This is a genomic window from Christensenella sp. KGMB01412, assembly GCF_055522415.1.
In genome coordinates, this window is the sequence record NZ_JBVFVW010000003.1 from 177,751 (window position 1) to 194,051 (window position 16,301).

Below are 16,301 nucleotides of genomic sequence, written 5' to 3' on the forward strand. Positions count from 1 at the left end.
GAAAAAGATATGAACTTTTTAAGAATTCGTTGGAACGGATTCTGTCAGCGTAACGTTCGTGGAAGCAGTCCTGCCTGAACGTTCAATCGTGATTTCCACTGTGTCTCCGGGCGAATGGCTTTTCAGGACGTTATTCAGGTCTGTCGCACCGGTAATTTCCGTGCCGTCAAGCGATACGATGCGGTCTCCCGCCTTGATTCCAAGGTTTGCAGCCTCGGAGCCGTCCTCTACCTGCAGGACATATACGCCCGTCGAGGACAGCCTGTAGGACATTGCTGCCTGCTGTGAATTCACATCGATTACACTCATACCAAGGCTTGCGCGTCCCTGTACGTAGCCGTTTTCAATCAGTTCGTCAAGAATCGTCTTCGCTTCGTTGCCGGGGATTGCAAATCCAAGGCCTTCGATGTTGGTTCCGCCGGATTTTGCAACCACTACGCCGATAAGCTCACCCTGCCCGTTAAAGAGGCCGCCGCCCGAGTTGCCGGGGTTGATTGCGGCATTTGTCTGGATCAGGCTCATTGTGCCGTCGCCAAGGTCTATTTCACGGTTAAGCGCACTGATGATGCCGTTGGTTACTGTGCCGCCCAGCGTTCCAAGGGGATTGCCGATCGCAACTGCCGTGTCGCCCACTTCAAGCGCGCTCGAATCGCCGAATGTGACTGGCGTAAGGCCTTCCGCCTCAATTTTCAGCACTGCAAGGTCCATTGTGGGATCCCTGCCGATGAGTGTAGCATCGTAGCTTTCACCATTCTTCAGGCGGACGGTAAAGCTGGTTCCATCTTCTACAACATGGTTATTGGTCGCGATGTAGCCATCCGCGGAAATGATGATGCCGCTTCCAGCCGCTTCACCGGAAACCTCCTGCATAAACTGGTTTGTCTGGACGACCTCCGTTGTGATTTCCACAATCGAATTTTGTGTTTTATTAACAATATCTGAAACAGAAAGATCGCTGCCGGTGCTGGTGGCCTCTGCCGAGGTCTGGATGACGCCTGTGTCGCTGCCGGCGCTGCCCGTGCTGCTGCCCTGACCGCTCATCACGCCTGCGCTGAATCCAAAAACAGCGGATGCGCCAACGCACAGCGCCAATACAACGGCTGCCGCCTTTTTGGTCAGGAAGGGCGTTTTTTCCTTTTTGGGCTTTTTGCCGCCTGGGCTTGGGCCGTCCTGGTAAAACTGCTCGCTGCCCATCCGGCGCGGATAGGAAGAACTATTCTGGCTCAAAATTTCGTTCTCCTGCCGGGGCGCGATTCCCTCCTGGGGCGCATTGCCATTGTTCACATAGGATGGCGCGCCTTGCAGGCCATCGTTTTCATGATTGCTGTTATCATTATAAAAAAATCTATTATCATTCATTTGTTGTAAGCCTCCTCATACGTTTTTCGTATATTTCAAAACTTTGTTTGTGTTTTTGTTTTACAATTTAATGATAAAGCACAAAAGTGACCAATTCTTGAACTGCATTTGAATAATATTTGAAGGAAAAGTAACAAATTTGTGAAGATAAAAAGGGCGCGGCATTTTTGCCGCGCCCTTTTTATGGAGAGCTATAAATGGAGATTCAGATTAAGAATGGGGGGACGGTTGCTGCGCCGCCTTTGCTTTTTTGTCCTGAAACAACCTGATAACCGTCAAGATAACGCTTACGCACAAAATAGCCGTGCCAATCGCGTATACGGTCTGCATTCCGTAGACAAATACATCCGGCCTTCCGTTGATATAGCCCTTGACCTGATACCCGACCTTTGAGCTCATCAAAGAGTAAAGCAGGGTGGTAAGGAGCGAAATCCCCGTTACACTGCCAAAGTTGCGGGTAAAAGCGTTGATACTGCCCACGATTCCAAGCTTTTCCCTGGGAGCTGTGGACATGATCAGCGAAGTATTCGGCGCGGAGAATATACCTGCGCCAAGACCTACGATGCACAGGAATACAATCAGCTTAATCACAGGCTCCGTTGCGGTCATGGTTGCGAGCAGGCCAAGGCCTAATGTCATGATCACAAGGCCTACAAGCGTAATTTTTGCAGCGCCGACCTTGTCTGAGATATATCCTGAAAGCGGCGACATAATCCCCATTACGATTGGAAAGCTCATCATGATCAGGCCCGTAGAACCGGGATCGATTTTCAGGACGTCCTCGATATAGAAGGGCTGTATAATACTGATACCGCTCATCGCAAAGAACTGGATCAATACGCAAATGACACTGAGTGTAAACAAAGAATTTTTGAACAGGGAAAGATCAATGATAGGCTGCTGGCTTCTTTTTTCAAAGTACAGGAAAAGGGCAACCAGAATCACCGCCCCTGCAAAGGACATTATGATGTAGTATTTATCATAGCCCTTGCTCTGTCCGGTTAAAAGTCCAAAGAAAAACAGGATGACAGCCGCTGCAAGCAAAGCGGTGCCCCGGTAATCGACCTGCTGGTCTGTCTTTTTGCCGCGCGGCAGCAGCTTGAGCGCCAATATAAAAGCGACGATGCCAACCGGCACATTAATCAGGAAGATGTAATTCCAACTGAGATAGGTAACGATCAGCCCGCCGATGGGGGGCCCCAGCATGGTGCCAAGTGCGACGGAGATGCCGGAGATGCCCAGTGCGCGTCCCCGTTCATTCGCGGGGAAGACCTCGGTGATAATACCCTGGTTGTTGGCAAGCGCCGCGGCGCCGCCTATTCCTTCGATCACGCGCGATACGATCAGAAATTCGAGCGTGTGCGAAAGACCGGCCATAAGCGAACCGGCGGTAAAAACAACGGTGCCAAACATAAAGAGGCGTCCTTTGCCCTTGATGTCGCCAAGCCGTCCAAACAGCAGGATAGACGCAACCACGGCAACAAGATAAACGATCACCACCATTTGGATCGATTCCATATCCGTATTGAGGTCCTTCACCATGACGGGGAGCGCGACGTTTACGACAGTTCCGTCAAGGGTTACCATAAAAGGCATAAAAATAAGGACTGCCAGAATCGACCATTTATGTTTCGCGTAATAATCCAATGAAGTTCTGTCTGCCATAATTCTTCCTCTTTCCGTGTGATTTGTAATAAAAACGATAAAAAATTTACAATAAAACGGTAAATAACATTAATTATATAAACAGGAAGCTGGCAGATAATCATTGAAAGCGTCAAAAGCAGTAGCGGAAAAATTAAAATGAACAATAAAAAAATGGTTTGACACCAATCAAAAAGACAAGCTTATTTCCAGATGAAAAGGCCGGCCGGTTCCGACAAACGTCAGGAATCAGCCGGCAGAAGGCGGACCAGCACGATTTCCGGCTGTGCGAAAAGGCGCACAGGCACGACGCTTGAACCAAGGCCCTTGCTTAAAATCATGGTGGTGCTGCCGCTGGTGTAAAGGCCGTCCGAATATTCAGGAAGCCATTCGCCTGAGGGGGAAAACAACGCCTTGACTCCGGGAAGGCGCAACTGGCCGCCATGCGTATGGCCGGAAAGGACAAGATCGGCTTTTTTCTGGTCGTAGGTTCCGCGGAACGGATCCGGCGTATGTGCGAGCAGCACATTGAAATGCCGGGAGTCCGGGAACCGGAGCTTTTCTATGCTGCCCGGATCAACGGTGGCGTCGTCAGTTCCGCCAATGTTAAGGGAAGTTGTCCCGACGATAAGGGGAATCACATTTCCATGGAGCACGGCAACCCCGTTTTTGGAAAACAGTTTTTTCACCTCGTCCGCCCAGAAGCGTTCGTGGTTTCCGGTCACAAAAAACGACGGGGCGATACCGGAGCAACGCCTTGCGACGTTTTCGATGTAAGCGGTATTCAGGCTGTCCGTATAGGAATGATAGATCATATCTCCCGTGATGCAGATGAGGTCAGGGTTAAGACTTTCGACCGTATCAAACAGGCGGGAGTTGTCTTTTCCAAAGGATTTCTCGTGCAGGTCGGAAATCTGTACAAGGGTAACCGGGCTTTCAATTTTACTGCTTTTTATTTCATATTCTGTTATTTCAACGATATTGTTTTGTCCGATGTAAGCCATGGGAATATTCACCGCAAAAAATGCGATCAGCAGGAAAAAAAGGATGCTTCGTTTTTGTTTTTTCATAAAAAAGTAAAATCCCTTCCTGTGTTTTTTTAAGAGTATATAAAAAAGCCCATGCAATGTAAATAAAAAAAACATGAACAATCTGTAAAAACATTGGAAAAAATCATTGCTTTTTGCTGCGCTTATGCTATAATAAATAATGCTACTTTTGGAAGAAAGAGGTGAAGGGTAATGAAAGAAGGAATTCATCCGAAGTATGGCGAATGCACCGTTACGTGTGCGTGCGGCGAAACTTTTAAGACCGGCTCTGTAAAACCAGAGATGAGAGTTGATATTTGTTCAAAATGCCATCCGTTCTTCACGGGAAAACAGAAGCTTGTTGATACAGGCGGTCGTGTAGACAGATTTAAGAAAAGATACGGCATTAAATAATACAATACTGTTTATTTTGACGTGTTTTAAAAGACTGCAGACCGTGACGTTTTTAAGGTTCACGGTCTGTTTTTTTGCAGTATGCAAAAGCCGCGTTTTTGCGGCATAAGGAGCAAAGCATGAAAAGAACAAGCATCGGAGGACAGGGGGTTCTTGAGGGCGTTATGATGCGCTCGCCGGAAAAAACGGCGATTGCAGTGCGCAGGGAATCCGGCGAGATCGTAACACAAAAGCAGGACTCGCAGTCGCTTTCCACCCGCTATAAAATATTAGGAGTGCCGATTATCCGCGGCGTGGTCAATTTTATAGAAATGATGGTTTCCGGCGTCAAGACGATTACAGATGCAGCGCGGATGTATGATCCGGAGGATGAAGAGCTCGAACCGAGCAAAACAGAAGAGTATATCGCGGAAAAGACTGGCAAAAACCCAATGGACGTGGCAATCGTTTTTGCGGTTGTGATCGCCCTTGTGATTGCAGTCGGCCTGTTTTTTATCCTGCCCAACCTGATTACAGGCTGGATTACGCCTTACGTACACACAGCGTTTGGCAAAAATCTGATCGACGGGCTGATCCGCGTGGGAATGTTTTTGATTTACCTCGTGGCGATCAGCAATATGAAGGATATTAAACGCCTGTTTGGTTACCATGGCGCAGAGCATAAGGTGATCAACTGCTTTGAGCATGATATGCCGATGGACGTGGAGCACGCGCGCCAGAATACGCGGTTACACCCGCGTTGCGGAACAAGCTTCCTTTTGATCGTCATGATTATTTCCATCCTGCTCTTTACGCTGCTTGGCTGGAGCGACAACTGGGCGGTCCGCATTGGCCTTCGCCTTGCGATGCTCCCAATCGTCGCAGGCGTATCCTACGAAGTGCTGAAGCTTCTTGCAAAGTACGAGAATAAGTTTACGGAGGCGCTCAGAAAGCCGGGTATGGCCTTGCAATACCTTACGACGCGCGAACCGGACGATGGAATGCTGGAGGTGGCGCTTGTGTCGTTCCTTGCGGCAGAGGACAAAAAGACGGACGAGGAAATCGATAAAATGGCGAGGGATTACAGCCACAAGATCGACGGATCGCCGGCTGATTTTGCGGACGCAGCAGATGCGGCGCAGGCTGAGGCGGCGCCTGAAAGACTTACTGCGTCGGCGCTCGAGATACATGAGTAATTGGGGAGAGGTTTACCATAATACTTTAAGAACGCTTGAGCAGGCGGGCTTTGAGGAGGCTGCCACAGAGGCGAAGATGATATTAGCGCACGTGTACGGCGGCGATTTTTCGCAGCTGTACCTGCGCTTTTTCGATGCCTGCAATCAGGAGCCCGAGGTACAGGGGCTGACGCTTGCGCGGCTTTCCGGCAGGCCACTTGCGTATGTGTTGGGTGAAAAGTATTTCTACGGGCGGCGGTTTTATGTGGATGAGCGCGTGCTGATTCCGCGTTACGATACGGAGCCCGTTGTGGAAAGGGCGCTTAGCCTTGCGCGGGAGCGCGGGTACATCAAGGCGCTTGATCTTTGCTGTGGCAGCGGTATCATTGGGGTGACGCTTGCAGCCGAGGGACGATTTGGCAAAATTTGCTTTGCAGATTTATCGGCGGGAGCGCTTGAGGTGGCAAAAGAGAACGCCCGCGCGCTTGTGCCGGATCAGTGCTGCAGCTTTGTCCAGGGGGATTTTCTGGAAAACATCTGCGAAACCTTCGATCTTGTAGTGTGCAATCCGCCTTACATCAGTGCGCGGGATTACAAAGGGCTGGAACCGCAGGTAAGGGATTACGAACCGCAAAGCGCGCTTTTTGCGGCAAACGAAGGATACCTGTTTTACGAGAGGGCGGCAAAGGAGCTGGCGCCTGTTTTGAACCCGGGCGGCGCGGTCGTTTTTGAGATCGGCGACACACAGGAAGCGCGCGTGTGCGCCTTGCTTGAAGAGGCAGGATTTGATAAGATAGAAAGCGGATGCGATATGGCCGGCAGGCCACGGTTTGTGTGCGCTGTCATGGCATAACAGGGGCAGGATTGTCTCAATGAAACAATAAAAAATTTAGATTTTGCGGAGAATCATATATGCTTGATAAACTCAAAACAATCAAAGAACGTTACGACGCTATTTCAAAGGAGCTTTCCAACCCGGAGGTGATCGGAAACCAGGACAGGTTTCGCTCGCTCGCTCAGGAACAGGCCTCGATTGCAGAGATCGTCGAAGCATACGACAGGTATGCCATGATCCTTGACCATATTGCCCAGAACAGGGAGATTATGGAAACAGAGAAGGACGATGAATTCCTTGCACTGGCAAAGGAAGAGCTCGCGCCGCTTGAGAAAGAAAAAGAGGAAATGGAAGCAGAGCTTAAGGTATTGCTGATTCCCAAGGATAAAAATGACGAAAAGAACGTTATTCTGGAAATCCGTGCGGGAACGGGCGGCGACGAAGCCGCGCTTTTTGGAGGAGACCTGCTGCGGATGTACCTGCGTTACGCGGAACGGCATGGCTTTACGGTGGAAACGCTCTCGTCCAATGTGACGGAGCTTGGCGGCGTGAAAGAAATGGTCGTTTCCATCGCCGGAAAGGGAGCTTATGCGCGCCTGAAGTACGAAAGCGGCGTGCACCGTGTGCAGCGCGTGCCGGATACGGAATCCTCAGGAAGAATCCATACGTCTGCCGCAACGGTGGCGGTGCTGCCGGAAGCAGAAGAGGTGGAGGTGGACCTGAATCCAAACGACCTTCGCGTAGATGTGTTCCGCAGCGGCGGGCATGGAGGGCAGAGTGTCAATACAACGGACAGCGCGGTGCGTATTACGCATTTACCGTCAGGGCTTGTCGTCACATGCCAGGATGAAAAATCACAGATCAAAAATAAGGCAAAAGCGATGAAGGTACTCGCTTCGCGTTTATATGACTTGTATAAGGATGCGGCGGACAGCGAGCTTTCGGAAAACCGCCGCAGCCAGGTAGGCTCCGGAGACCGCAGCGAACGTATCCGTACATACAACTTTCCGCAGGGCCGTGTAACGGATCACCGCATCGGCATGACGCTTTATAAGCTGGAGGCGTTTCTTGACGGGGATATGGATGAAATGATCGACGCGCTCATTCTGGACGAACGCCAGAGAAAACTGCAGGAAGCATAACGTATGTGATAACGTTCGAGTGAAGCATGCTCATACTGTACCGACTTATTTCACGCCGGGGCAGCCTGTTGCATTCAAAGCCTGCTTACTGCGTGCGCAAAGGCATTTTCATGCAACAGGCTGCCCCGGCGCTGGCAAACGCTTAGCTTAGATCGCAATGTGTAAGAATTTTGCTGACGCTTGCCGGCGGGCACATAAGATGCTGCAATGAGGAGCTTCAGGAGCCGTGACCATGTTGTCCCGCTTATGCCTTAATAGGCGGATGCAGCGCGCCGTACACAATTTTAATTTTTGAACTGTACGGCGCGTCTCCGAAGAACAGCGTCTTATGCGCCCAACTTCGGATTCCACTCGAACGTTATTATATGATTGATTGGGAATGGTATGGGGATACCGACTGAAAAGGAATGAATGCAATGGATGGAATACTATACGCAACGCTTATAGGCGCTGTTGTGGGTGCGTTTGGCACAGGAATCGGTGCAATCCTCACTTATTTTATCAAGGTAAACGGAAAACGTATCCCGGCTGTCCTCATGGGACTTTCCGGCGGGATCATGCTGGCCATTGTACTGTTTGATATGCTGCCGGAGGCAGTGGAGTCGGCGGACTGGCTGCTCACGGTTATATGGTTTGCGGTGGGCGCGTTTGCAGTGTTTCTGGTCAATAAGATATTGCCGCATCACGACGTGCAGACCTCGGACGATACAGAGCTGATACACGAGCTAAACGAGAAACGCATGGTGCGTTCCGGGCTGTTGCTTGCCGTGGGGATTGCGGTGCACAACCTGCCGGAGGGCCTGGCGCTGGGGAGCGGCGTTGTCTCTGAATGGAGCTTTGGCATAGGGCTTGCGGCGCTGCTGTTTGTCCACAACATTCCGGAAGGAATGGGACTTGCTATTCCCCTCAAGCTTGGCGGGGTAAAATATGGGAAAATATTCCTGATTGCGCTGCTTGCGGCGTTGCCAATGGCCGTGGGCGCACTTCTGGGAGCGCTCATCGGCACAATATCCCCTGTTTTCCTTGGAGGCAGCATCGCCTTTGGCGGAGGCGCAATGCTTTACCTCACGTTCAGCGAATTGCTGCCGCAGGCCGCGGGACTCAGCAAGAGCTGGCATACGTGGGCGGCGGTCGCGGCGGGAATCGTAATTGGGGGCGTTTTGGTGGTTTTGATATGATTGCAACAAAAACGATATTCGCAGCGCGGGATTTTGACGGCGCGGTGAGGGAAGCGGCAGAGGAATTAGGACGCGGCGGGCTGGTTGTGTTTCCGACGGAAACAGTGTATGGCCTTGGCGCAAATGCCCTTGACGCATATGCGGTCGCGCAGATTTTCAAGGCGAAGGGAAGGCCGCAGGATAACCCGCTTATCGTACATATTGCCGATTACAGCCAGCTTGACGGCGTTGCGGCGGAGGTGAACGATATTGCGCGCTCTCTGATGGACGCGTTTTGGCCGGGGCCGCTTTCCATTATATTAAAAAAATCACCGCAGATACCGTATGAGGTCAGCGCAGGCCTTGAAACGGTTGCGGTGCGTATGCCAAAAAACGATATTGCGAGGGCAATCATTGCGCTTGCAGGAGTACCGGTTGCCGCGCCGAGCGCGAATACGTCGGGGAAACCGAGCCCCACGCTTGCCATGCACGCTTACGAGGATTTGTGCGGGCGCGTACCGCTTGTGATTGACGGAGGGCCGTGCGAGGTCGGCGTGGAATCGACCGTGGTGGATGTGACGGGCGAAATTCCCGTTGTCCTGAGGCCGGGCGACATCACGCCGGAAATGATCCGGGCAGTCACGGGGCGGGTAAAAATACATTCCAGCGTGACGGGCGAGCTGAAGGAAGACGAAGTATGCGCGTCTCCGGGTATGAAATATAAGCATTATTCGCCCAGGGCTAATGTTGTTGTCTTTACGGGCGATAAAAAAGAGGTTGCGAAAAAGATCAATTTTAGGTATCATATTGATTGTACGCAAGGTAAAAAAGCGGTGGTGATGTGTCTTGACGATTGCGAACCGTTTTATCAGGACTGTGAAACAGTCCTTCTGGGCCGGGATGCGCAGGACGCGGAAGCGGCATTGTTCCGCACGTTGCGGGAAATAGACGAACGAAATTTCGACGCGGTATATTTCCATGCGCAGGAGCAAAAGATGGGCCTTGCGGTCATGAACAGAATAATAAGGGCGGCGGGACACGAGATTGTATCCGTCATGGAGGAAAAAGTTTAAAGCTATGAATGTATTGTTTGTTTGCACAGGAAATACGTGCAGAAGCCCCATCGCAGAAACGCTGATGGACGATGCAGTAGACCGAAGTAGCAGTCTTCACGGAGAGGTGAAGACAAAATCAGCGGGCACGTTTGCCTGCGAGGATGCGGAGCCTACGCAGGAGGCTGTCCGCACGATGGAAGAATATGGACTCGAGATCGACAGCCGCGGCGCACGGCAGTTTACGCCGGAGCTTGCGCAGTGGGCTGACATCATCCTTGCAATGAGCAAGGAGCAGATTGAACATATGGAGGTAATCGCACCGGAGGATACGCAGAAAATGCACACAGTCCTCGGATACGCGCAGGGCGTGGAGGGCGAGCCGGTCGATAATTCGTACGACATCATGGATCCCTTTGACGAGGGTATGGATGAGTATCGCGAATGTGCGAGGCAGCTGTCAGAAGCGATCGCACTCCTTGTAAAACGCCTTGAAGGCGAAATTTAAAAGGAACGGCAGCGCAGGCATGCGCTGTCTTTTTTTACCTTGAATTCACAGGATAATTGTGGAAATACGTTAAAAAGTATTGTATAATTTAAAAGACAAAGACATAACGCTTAGGCAAAACAAAATCTGAGGGAGAGTAACAAAATGAAAATTGCATTTGGATGCGATCACGGTGGGATTGTTCTTCGGCCGGAGGTCATGGAATATTTGTTGAAAAATGGTTATGAAGTCATTGACTTTGGCATCAAGGAAGAGGAATCGGTGGATTATCCGGATTATGGGCAGATGGTGGCAGAGTGCGTTGCTGCAGGGGACGCGGATTTTGGAATCGTTATCTGCGGAACGGGAATCGGTATTTCCATCGCTGCCAATAAGGTGCCGGGAATCCGCGCGGCGGTTGTTTCGGATACGTTTACAGCGCACGCCACGCGTGAACACAACAATGCAAACGTGCTTGCAATGGGCGGGAGGACAATCGGCCCCGGGCTTGCTGTGGACATTGTGGACCTGTTCCTGAAAACGCCGTTCTCGAATGGAGAACGCCACCAAAGAAGGATCGACAAGATCACGGCGGTAGAGAAAAAGTATTCAAAATAAGAAAAGATAAGATACGGAGGAAGAGAACAAATGGCTACAGCACACATACTCGATCACCCATTATTGCAGCATAAGGTTTCAATGATTCGCGATAAAACGACGGGCGTAAAGGAATTTCGGGAACTGGTAAAGGAAATCGCGATGCTTATGGTGTATGAAGTAACGCGGGATTTGCCGCTGCGCGAGGTGGAGGTGGAAACGCCGATCACGAAGGCGCGCACAAAGGTGATCGCCGGTAAAACGCTGGGTATCATACCCATCCTGCGCGCAGGCCTTGGTATGGTGGAAGGTGTGCTGAATCTTGTTCCGGGCGCGAAGGTGGGGCATATCGGCCTGTATCGCGATCCTGATACTTTCCAGCCGGTTGAATATTACTGCAAGCTTCCCGTAGACGCGCAGGAGCGCGAACTTATTATCCTCGATCCTATGCTTGCCACGGGCGGCAGCGCATCCGACGCAATCACGCTGATCAAAAAGCGCGGCTGCAACAACATCAAGCTGGTGTGCATCATTGCATCGCCGGAGGGCGTGGAAGCGGTCCGCAAGGCACACCCGGACGTGGATGTTTATGTCGCGGCTGTGGATGAAGGCCTCAACGACCACGCATATATTGTTCCGGGGCTGGGAGACGCAGGAGACCGCCTGTTCGGTACCAAATAAAGCACTGCCGCATAGCAGGCAAGGCTTGCAAAGGCAAATTTTAATGGTAATTCATTGAGCGTTCTTGATTTCATTTGTGGGCGCGCGTATACTATTGGATAAAAGAGGGCGGCATTTTATGCCGCCCTTTGCAAAAATCAGCAAAAAGGAGTCCTTATGGCCGATCAAAACTGGTACCGGCTCGATACCGCGGCAAAAATATATCCATCCATCTCCCAAACGCACAACAATACGACCTTCCGGCTTGGGCTTGAGCTTACGGAGCCGGTTCAAAAGGAAATTCTGCAGGAGGCGCTCGTGCGGATTATGCCGCGTTTTCCGAGCTTTGCGGTAACGCTGCGGCGCGGTCTTTTCTGGTATTATTTCGAGCCGAATCCCGCGCTCCCTATTGTGAAAGAGGAGAGCGGCTTTCCATGCAAACGCCTGAAGGATTTTATCAACAATGGTTTTTTATTCAACATTATGTACTACAAAAATAACGTGGTCATGGAGTGCTTTCATGGACTTGCGGACGGCTCCGGTGCGATTGAGTTTTTTAAAACGCTGATGTACGAATATTTTAAGCTGTGCGGCTACGATGTGGACGCGCAGGGCATGGTGCTCGATCCGGAGGGAAAGGTGCGCGCGGACGAGCTGGAAAACAGCTTTAATGTGTACTATGACGCGAAAGGCGCGGCAAACAAGCTTCGTACGCCGCGCGCGTTCCATATCATGGGGACGCCCAATCATGACGGGGGAATATTCCTTACGCATGGCATCCTTGACCTGAAGGAGCTTTTGAAGCACGTAAAAGCAAAAGGCGTGACGGTTTCGGCTTATGTGGCGGCTCTTTTGATTACATGTATCGCAAAAGACCAGGGGCTGGAATATAAAAACGATAAACGGCCTATCATTATTTCCGTGCCGATGGACCTGCGGGGGATGTTCCCCTCGCATACGCTGCGTAATTTCATCTCTTTTGCCAATGTGGGCGTTGCCGTGGGCGGCGAAATTGACTTTGACAGTATATTACAGACTGTGTCAGAGCAGCTCAAGGCAGGGCTTTCCAAGGAAAGCATCTCCGCCAACATCAATAAAAACGTAGGCTTCGAAAAGAATCCTTTTATCCGTATGACGCCGCTTTTTGTGAAAAATCTTGTGGTGTCAAGCAGTTACAAAAACTATGGTGAGGGCAGCTATACCATGGTGCTCTCGAACCTTCGCACGGCGCAATTTCCGGAGACCATGAGCAGGCATATCAAAGAGGTCTATTATGCGCTTGGCGTAAGCGATATGAATCCCATGAACTGCGTTGTGGTATCCTACAAGGATAAAATGGTTATTACATTTGCGCGCGGAATTATGGAAACGGGCATTGCACGCCGGTTTTTTGAGCATTTTTCAAAGGAGCTTGGGATGCGCGTGGAGATCAAAGGGAACGAATGGAGCGGGCAATGAATTATTGCGACGATTGTAACGTATATGTGGACGACTGCCTTGAATACTGTCCGTTATGTGGTAAGCGCCTCACGGAGCATCCGGCGGAAAATGAGCTTTATCCGCATGTAAACAAAAAAACATATGTGGACAGCCGCAGCCTTACGACGGAATATTTGTCGCTGGCGACCTTTTTAATTATTGCAATTTGCGTTGTGATCAATTTGCTTACATGGGATGGCACGCCGTGGTTTTTGGCGGTTGCGGCGCCCGTACTTTATGCGTGGGTTTTGATTCGTGTAACGATTATTTCGGATGTGTCGGCAGGGCTGAAAACGCTCCTGCAAATGGTGTCGGTTATCGGTATGTTTATGGCGTTTGACTTTGTGGTTGGACGGCTGGGATGGTCGTATGAGGTGATGATGCCGCTGATTCTTGGGCTGGGGATCGCATATATCGATTTTTATTCGTATTTTCATAAATCCTATTGGCGCGAGAATTTGCTTTACGCGGTCTTGTTTTTGCTGATGGGGTTTATTCCGCTCATCCTGTATTTGGTTGGAATTAAAATCGCAATCGTACCGCTCGTGCTGTGCACCTTCGCAAGCGGTATCACGATCCTGGGAATACTGCGGTTTGCGCTGCGCCAGGTGAAATCGGAAATGCAAAAGAAATTTCATATGTAAAGGGGAAAATGGCATGGTAAGGCATATTATCTTGTGGAATATCAAAGAAGAGCTTACGGGCGGAGAACGTGAAGAGGCGAAAGCGGCGATCAAACGCGAGCTGGAAGCTCTCAAAGGAATCATCCCGGGCATCGTGAAGATGGATGTCATTATCGCGCCGCTTGCGTCGTGCAATGCAGAGGTCATGGTGGACAGCGCCTTTGAAAGCGAACAGGCGCTTGCGGATTATCTTGTGCATCCGGAGCATAAACGCGTGGGGAGCACATATGTAAGGCCAGTGGTCGTAAACCGCATGTGCATGGATTACGTGGCGGACTAAAACGCCATGCCCGGGCGGCGCTTGCGCGTGTGCAGTTAGATGGAAAGCGGTGCGCCGTCCAGCCTTCTTCATAAATAGGTAACGTCCGGGCCTTCGCGCTGGGCGGAACGCTGATAGTTCACTTTCGGGTACCCCAGCACCATTGTTGTGGCTGCTTTTTTTGTTTTTGGAATGCCGAGTTCTTTTTTTATTTTACGGGAAGCGTTGGCGGCAGTTGTAAAATAGCCGCTCAACAGCACGCCCAAGCCGTTTGCTTCAGCGACAAATTCCATATTTTGCGCTGCCAGTATGCCGTCGACGCTGTTTTTGGCAAGGATGACGATGACAAGGGGCGCGTGGAAGAAGAAAAAGTGGTCGCCGATCTCATTTCTTTTTGCAAGGGGACTGAACAGGTTCGCAAGGGGTTTCATCTTCCGGAATAAGCGTACTGCCAGTTGCTCTATCTTTGATTTTTCCCGATCCAATACCACAAAGGAAACATCCTGCATATTTTTTGCCGTATGCGTCAGCCTGCCTGCCTCGAGGATCTGTTCCAATACTTCTTTTGGGATCTCCCGGTCATGAAATTGCCTGATCGTCCGGCGAAAGCGGATAACATTCAATACATCGCCAGGATTCAGCCTGGTTTTTTCTGTATTTGCGAATGGTTCGTCCGGGTAACCGCTGATCGATACCGCATTTTTGGGGCAGATTGCAACGCAGTGCCCGCACATAATACAGTTGTTTGAAAAAACGCCTGCTTTGTCATTTTTCAGCTCAATATTGTGGGCGACGCAATCCTTTACGCACATCCCGCAGCCGATACATTTATCATGGTCTATTTGAATACGGTGCTCTGTCATAAAGCATACCTTCTTTCGTTCCTGTTTTTATTGATTGCGGCAGGTCTGATTTGTACTGGGCATCGGGAAGAAGCATATGCGTTGCCTCAGCCGATCATAATGCGGTCTTCCGGATAACGGATGTTGCTTTCGCGGTTCTCAAGACGCGCCGCAAGCGCCATTGTGAAAGTAAAAATACCAACCCTGCCTCCATACATCAGTATCATGAATACAGCACGGCTCGCGTCCGTAAAGTTGGCGGTGACGGCGGAGGTCATGCCTACCGTGCCAAAACTGGATACGACCTCGTATACCGTATCGGAAAGAGAGATCGGCCGTTCATATTCGATCAGCGAAACGATGATGATCGCGATAAAAACAAACAGGATTCCCAGCGCTACAATTACAACCGAGCGTAATACGATCGCTTTGTTGATACGCCGCCCAAAGACGACAACGTCCTCGCGCCCGCGGATAATGGACACGATAAACAAAAACATCAGCGCGACGGTAGTGGTTTTGATTCCGCCGCCCGTTCCGGAAGGGGAAGCGCCGATAAACATATAGATCACAGTCAGAATTTTGGAGGCGGGAGTGAGGTCGCTTTGCGGAACCGCCGCAAAGCCGGCGGTGCGTGAAGAGACCGAATGAAATAAAGCCCACGACGCTTTGTCCTGTACGGGGACATCCCCACGCCCGAGCGTTTGGGGATTGTTGTGCTCAAAGAGGAGAAACAAAATAAAGCCGGCGGCAACAAGAAACAGGCTAACGCATAAAACCATTTTCGTATGCAGCTGGAAACGGTGGCGTTTGTCGCAAAGCTTCCTGTACAGGTCCAGAAGCACGTAGAAACCAATTCCGCCCAGCGACATCGCGCTTATGGTTGCAATATAAATAACCGGATCGCCCAGAAAAGGCTGCATGCCGGTTCCCATACCAAAGACGTCGAAGCCGGAATTGCAAAATGACGATATTGCCTGGAAAATGCTGTAATAGAAGCCGCGGGATACGCCAAACATTGGAACGAACCGGCTGGAGTAAGCAAGAAAAATACATAGCTCGATTACTGCGGTCATAATGATGATGTCGCGCGTCATTTTGACAACGCCCTGCAGGCGTGAATTATCGGCGGCGTTTTGAGTCATGGAATTCTGGATCACAAGGCGGTCCCGCAGCGTAAAGCGTTTGCCAATCGCCATATACAACAGTGAAGTCATCGTCATAAAACCGATCCCGCCCAGTTGTATCAGCACAAGGAGCGTTACCTGTCCAAAAAGGGACAGCGTCGCGCCGACAGGAAAAACGCTCAGGCCTGTTACGCAAACGGCGGAGGTTGCCGTAAAGAGCGCATCAAAAAAACGAAGGGGTTGCCCATCTGCCGTTGCAATGGGAAGGGACAGCAAAAGCGCTCCAAAAAGGATCATTCCACCAAAGCCAAACACGAGTATTTGCGCCGGGCTAATGCCGCGCCTTTTCAATATGTGAGCCATAAAGCAGATTCTCCTAAAG

At 50.7% G+C, this 16,301-nt stretch carries 17 protein-coding genes; 12 read left to right on the forward strand and 5 right to left on the reverse strand.

Annotation, left to right across the window (positions count from 1 at the left end; translation table 11 throughout):
• Positions 1-18: 18 nt before the first annotated feature.
• The 3 genes from ACS5WU_RS06335 to ACS5WU_RS06345 form a co-directional block, all read right to left on the reverse strand.
• Positions 19-1,359, reverse strand: a complete 1,341-nt coding sequence (locus ACS5WU_RS06335) for a S1C family serine protease (protein WP_302760412.1) — start codon at positions 1,357-1,359, stop codon at positions 19-21.
• 210 nt (positions 1,360-1,569) lie between these two features.
• Positions 1,570-3,024, reverse strand: coding sequence for an MFS transporter (locus ACS5WU_RS06340; RefSeq protein ID WP_302760413.1), 1,455 nt, complete (start codon positions 3,022-3,024; stop codon positions 1,570-1,572).
• Between the two features lie 221 nt (positions 3,025-3,245).
• Positions 3,246-4,073 (reverse strand): metallophosphoesterase, encoded by an 828-nt coding sequence (locus tag ACS5WU_RS06345; RefSeq protein ID WP_302760414.1) that lies wholly within the window; start codon positions 4,071-4,073, stop codon positions 3,246-3,248.
• Between the two features lie 171 nt (positions 4,074-4,244).
• Here ACS5WU_RS06345 and rpmE point away from each other — a divergent pair, with 171 nt between their 5' ends.
• The 12 genes from rpmE to ACS5WU_RS06405 all read left to right on the forward strand — a co-directional run bounded on the left by rpmE (position 4,245) and on the right by ACS5WU_RS06405 (position 13,971).
• Positions 4,245-4,445: a 50S ribosomal protein L31 gene (gene rpmE, locus ACS5WU_RS06350; protein ID WP_046444865.1), complete on the forward strand. Its 201-nt coding sequence runs from the start codon at positions 4,245-4,247 to the stop codon at positions 4,443-4,445.
• A 119-nt stretch (positions 4,446-4,564) separates the two neighbouring features.
• The gene (locus ACS5WU_RS06355) at positions 4,565-5,620 is read left to right on the forward strand and encodes a DUF1385 domain-containing protein (RefSeq protein ID WP_302760415.1); all 1,056 of its coding nucleotides are present in this window, start codon (positions 4,565-4,567) and stop codon (positions 5,618-5,620) included.
• Positions 5,613-6,452 carry a peptide chain release factor N(5)-glutamine methyltransferase gene (gene prmC, locus ACS5WU_RS06360; RefSeq protein WP_302760416.1) on the forward strand — a complete coding sequence of 280 codons (840 nt, stop codon included), beginning with the start codon at positions 5,613-5,615 and terminating at the stop codon, positions 6,450-6,452. Before ACS5WU_RS06355 ends, prmC begins: the two co-directional genes overlap by 8 nt.
• A gap of 59 nt (positions 6,453-6,511) precedes the next feature.
• A complete protein-coding gene (gene prfA, locus ACS5WU_RS06365; RefSeq protein ID WP_302760417.1) occupies positions 6,512-7,576 on the forward strand; it encodes a peptide chain release factor 1 in 1,065 nt (354 codons plus the stop codon).
• Between the two features lie 416 nt (positions 7,577-7,992).
• Entirely contained in the window at positions 7,993-8,754 is a 762-nt protein-coding gene (locus tag ACS5WU_RS06370) for a ZIP family metal transporter (RefSeq protein WP_046444143.1), read from the forward strand.
• Positions 8,751-9,806 (forward strand): L-threonylcarbamoyladenylate synthase, encoded by a 1,056-nt coding sequence (locus tag ACS5WU_RS06375; protein WP_302760418.1) that lies wholly within the window; start codon positions 8,751-8,753, stop codon positions 9,804-9,806. The genes ACS5WU_RS06370 and ACS5WU_RS06375 overlap by 4 nt, the downstream gene beginning before the upstream one ends.
• 4 nt (positions 9,807-9,810) lie before the next feature.
• A complete protein-coding gene (locus ACS5WU_RS06380; protein WP_046444145.1) occupies positions 9,811-10,293 on the forward strand; it encodes an arsenate reductase/protein-tyrosine-phosphatase family protein in 483 nt (160 codons plus the stop codon).
• Between the two features lie 144 nt (positions 10,294-10,437).
• Positions 10,438-10,890: a ribose 5-phosphate isomerase B gene (gene rpiB / locus ACS5WU_RS06385; RefSeq protein ID WP_046444146.1), complete on the forward strand. Its 453-nt coding sequence runs from the start codon at positions 10,438-10,440 to the stop codon at positions 10,888-10,890.
• A gap of 30 nt (positions 10,891-10,920) precedes the next feature.
• Entirely contained in the window at positions 10,921-11,550 is a 630-nt protein-coding gene (upp, locus tag ACS5WU_RS06390; protein ID WP_046444147.1) for a uracil phosphoribosyltransferase, read from the forward strand.
• A gap of 156 nt (positions 11,551-11,706) precedes the next feature.
• Entirely contained in the window at positions 11,707-12,987 is a 1,281-nt protein-coding gene (locus tag ACS5WU_RS06395; protein ID WP_302762241.1) for a hypothetical protein, read from the forward strand.
• Positions 12,984-13,652 carry a DUF6320 domain-containing protein gene (locus ACS5WU_RS06400; RefSeq protein WP_131924672.1) on the forward strand — a complete coding sequence of 223 codons (669 nt, stop codon included), beginning with the start codon at positions 12,984-12,986 and terminating at the stop codon, positions 13,650-13,652. Before ACS5WU_RS06395 ends, ACS5WU_RS06400 begins: the two co-directional genes overlap by 4 nt.
• Before the next feature lie 13 nt (positions 13,653-13,665).
• Complete coding sequence (locus ACS5WU_RS06405) at positions 13,666-13,971, forward strand: Dabb family protein (protein ID WP_046444150.1); 306 nt, start codon at positions 13,666-13,668, stop codon at positions 13,969-13,971.
• 68 nt (positions 13,972-14,039) lie between these two features.
• Here the strand turns inward: ACS5WU_RS06405 and ACS5WU_RS06410 are convergent, their stop codons facing one another.
• Complete coding sequence (locus ACS5WU_RS06410) at positions 14,040-14,813, reverse strand: nitroreductase family protein (RefSeq protein ID WP_302762245.1); 774 nt, start codon at positions 14,811-14,813, stop codon at positions 14,040-14,042.
• An 86-nt stretch (positions 14,814-14,899) separates the two neighbouring features.
• Positions 14,900-16,282, reverse strand: a complete 1,383-nt coding sequence (locus ACS5WU_RS06415) for a TrkH family potassium uptake protein (RefSeq protein WP_059109443.1) — start codon at positions 16,280-16,282, stop codon at positions 14,900-14,902.
• Between the last annotated feature and the right edge of the window lie 19 nt (positions 16,283-16,301).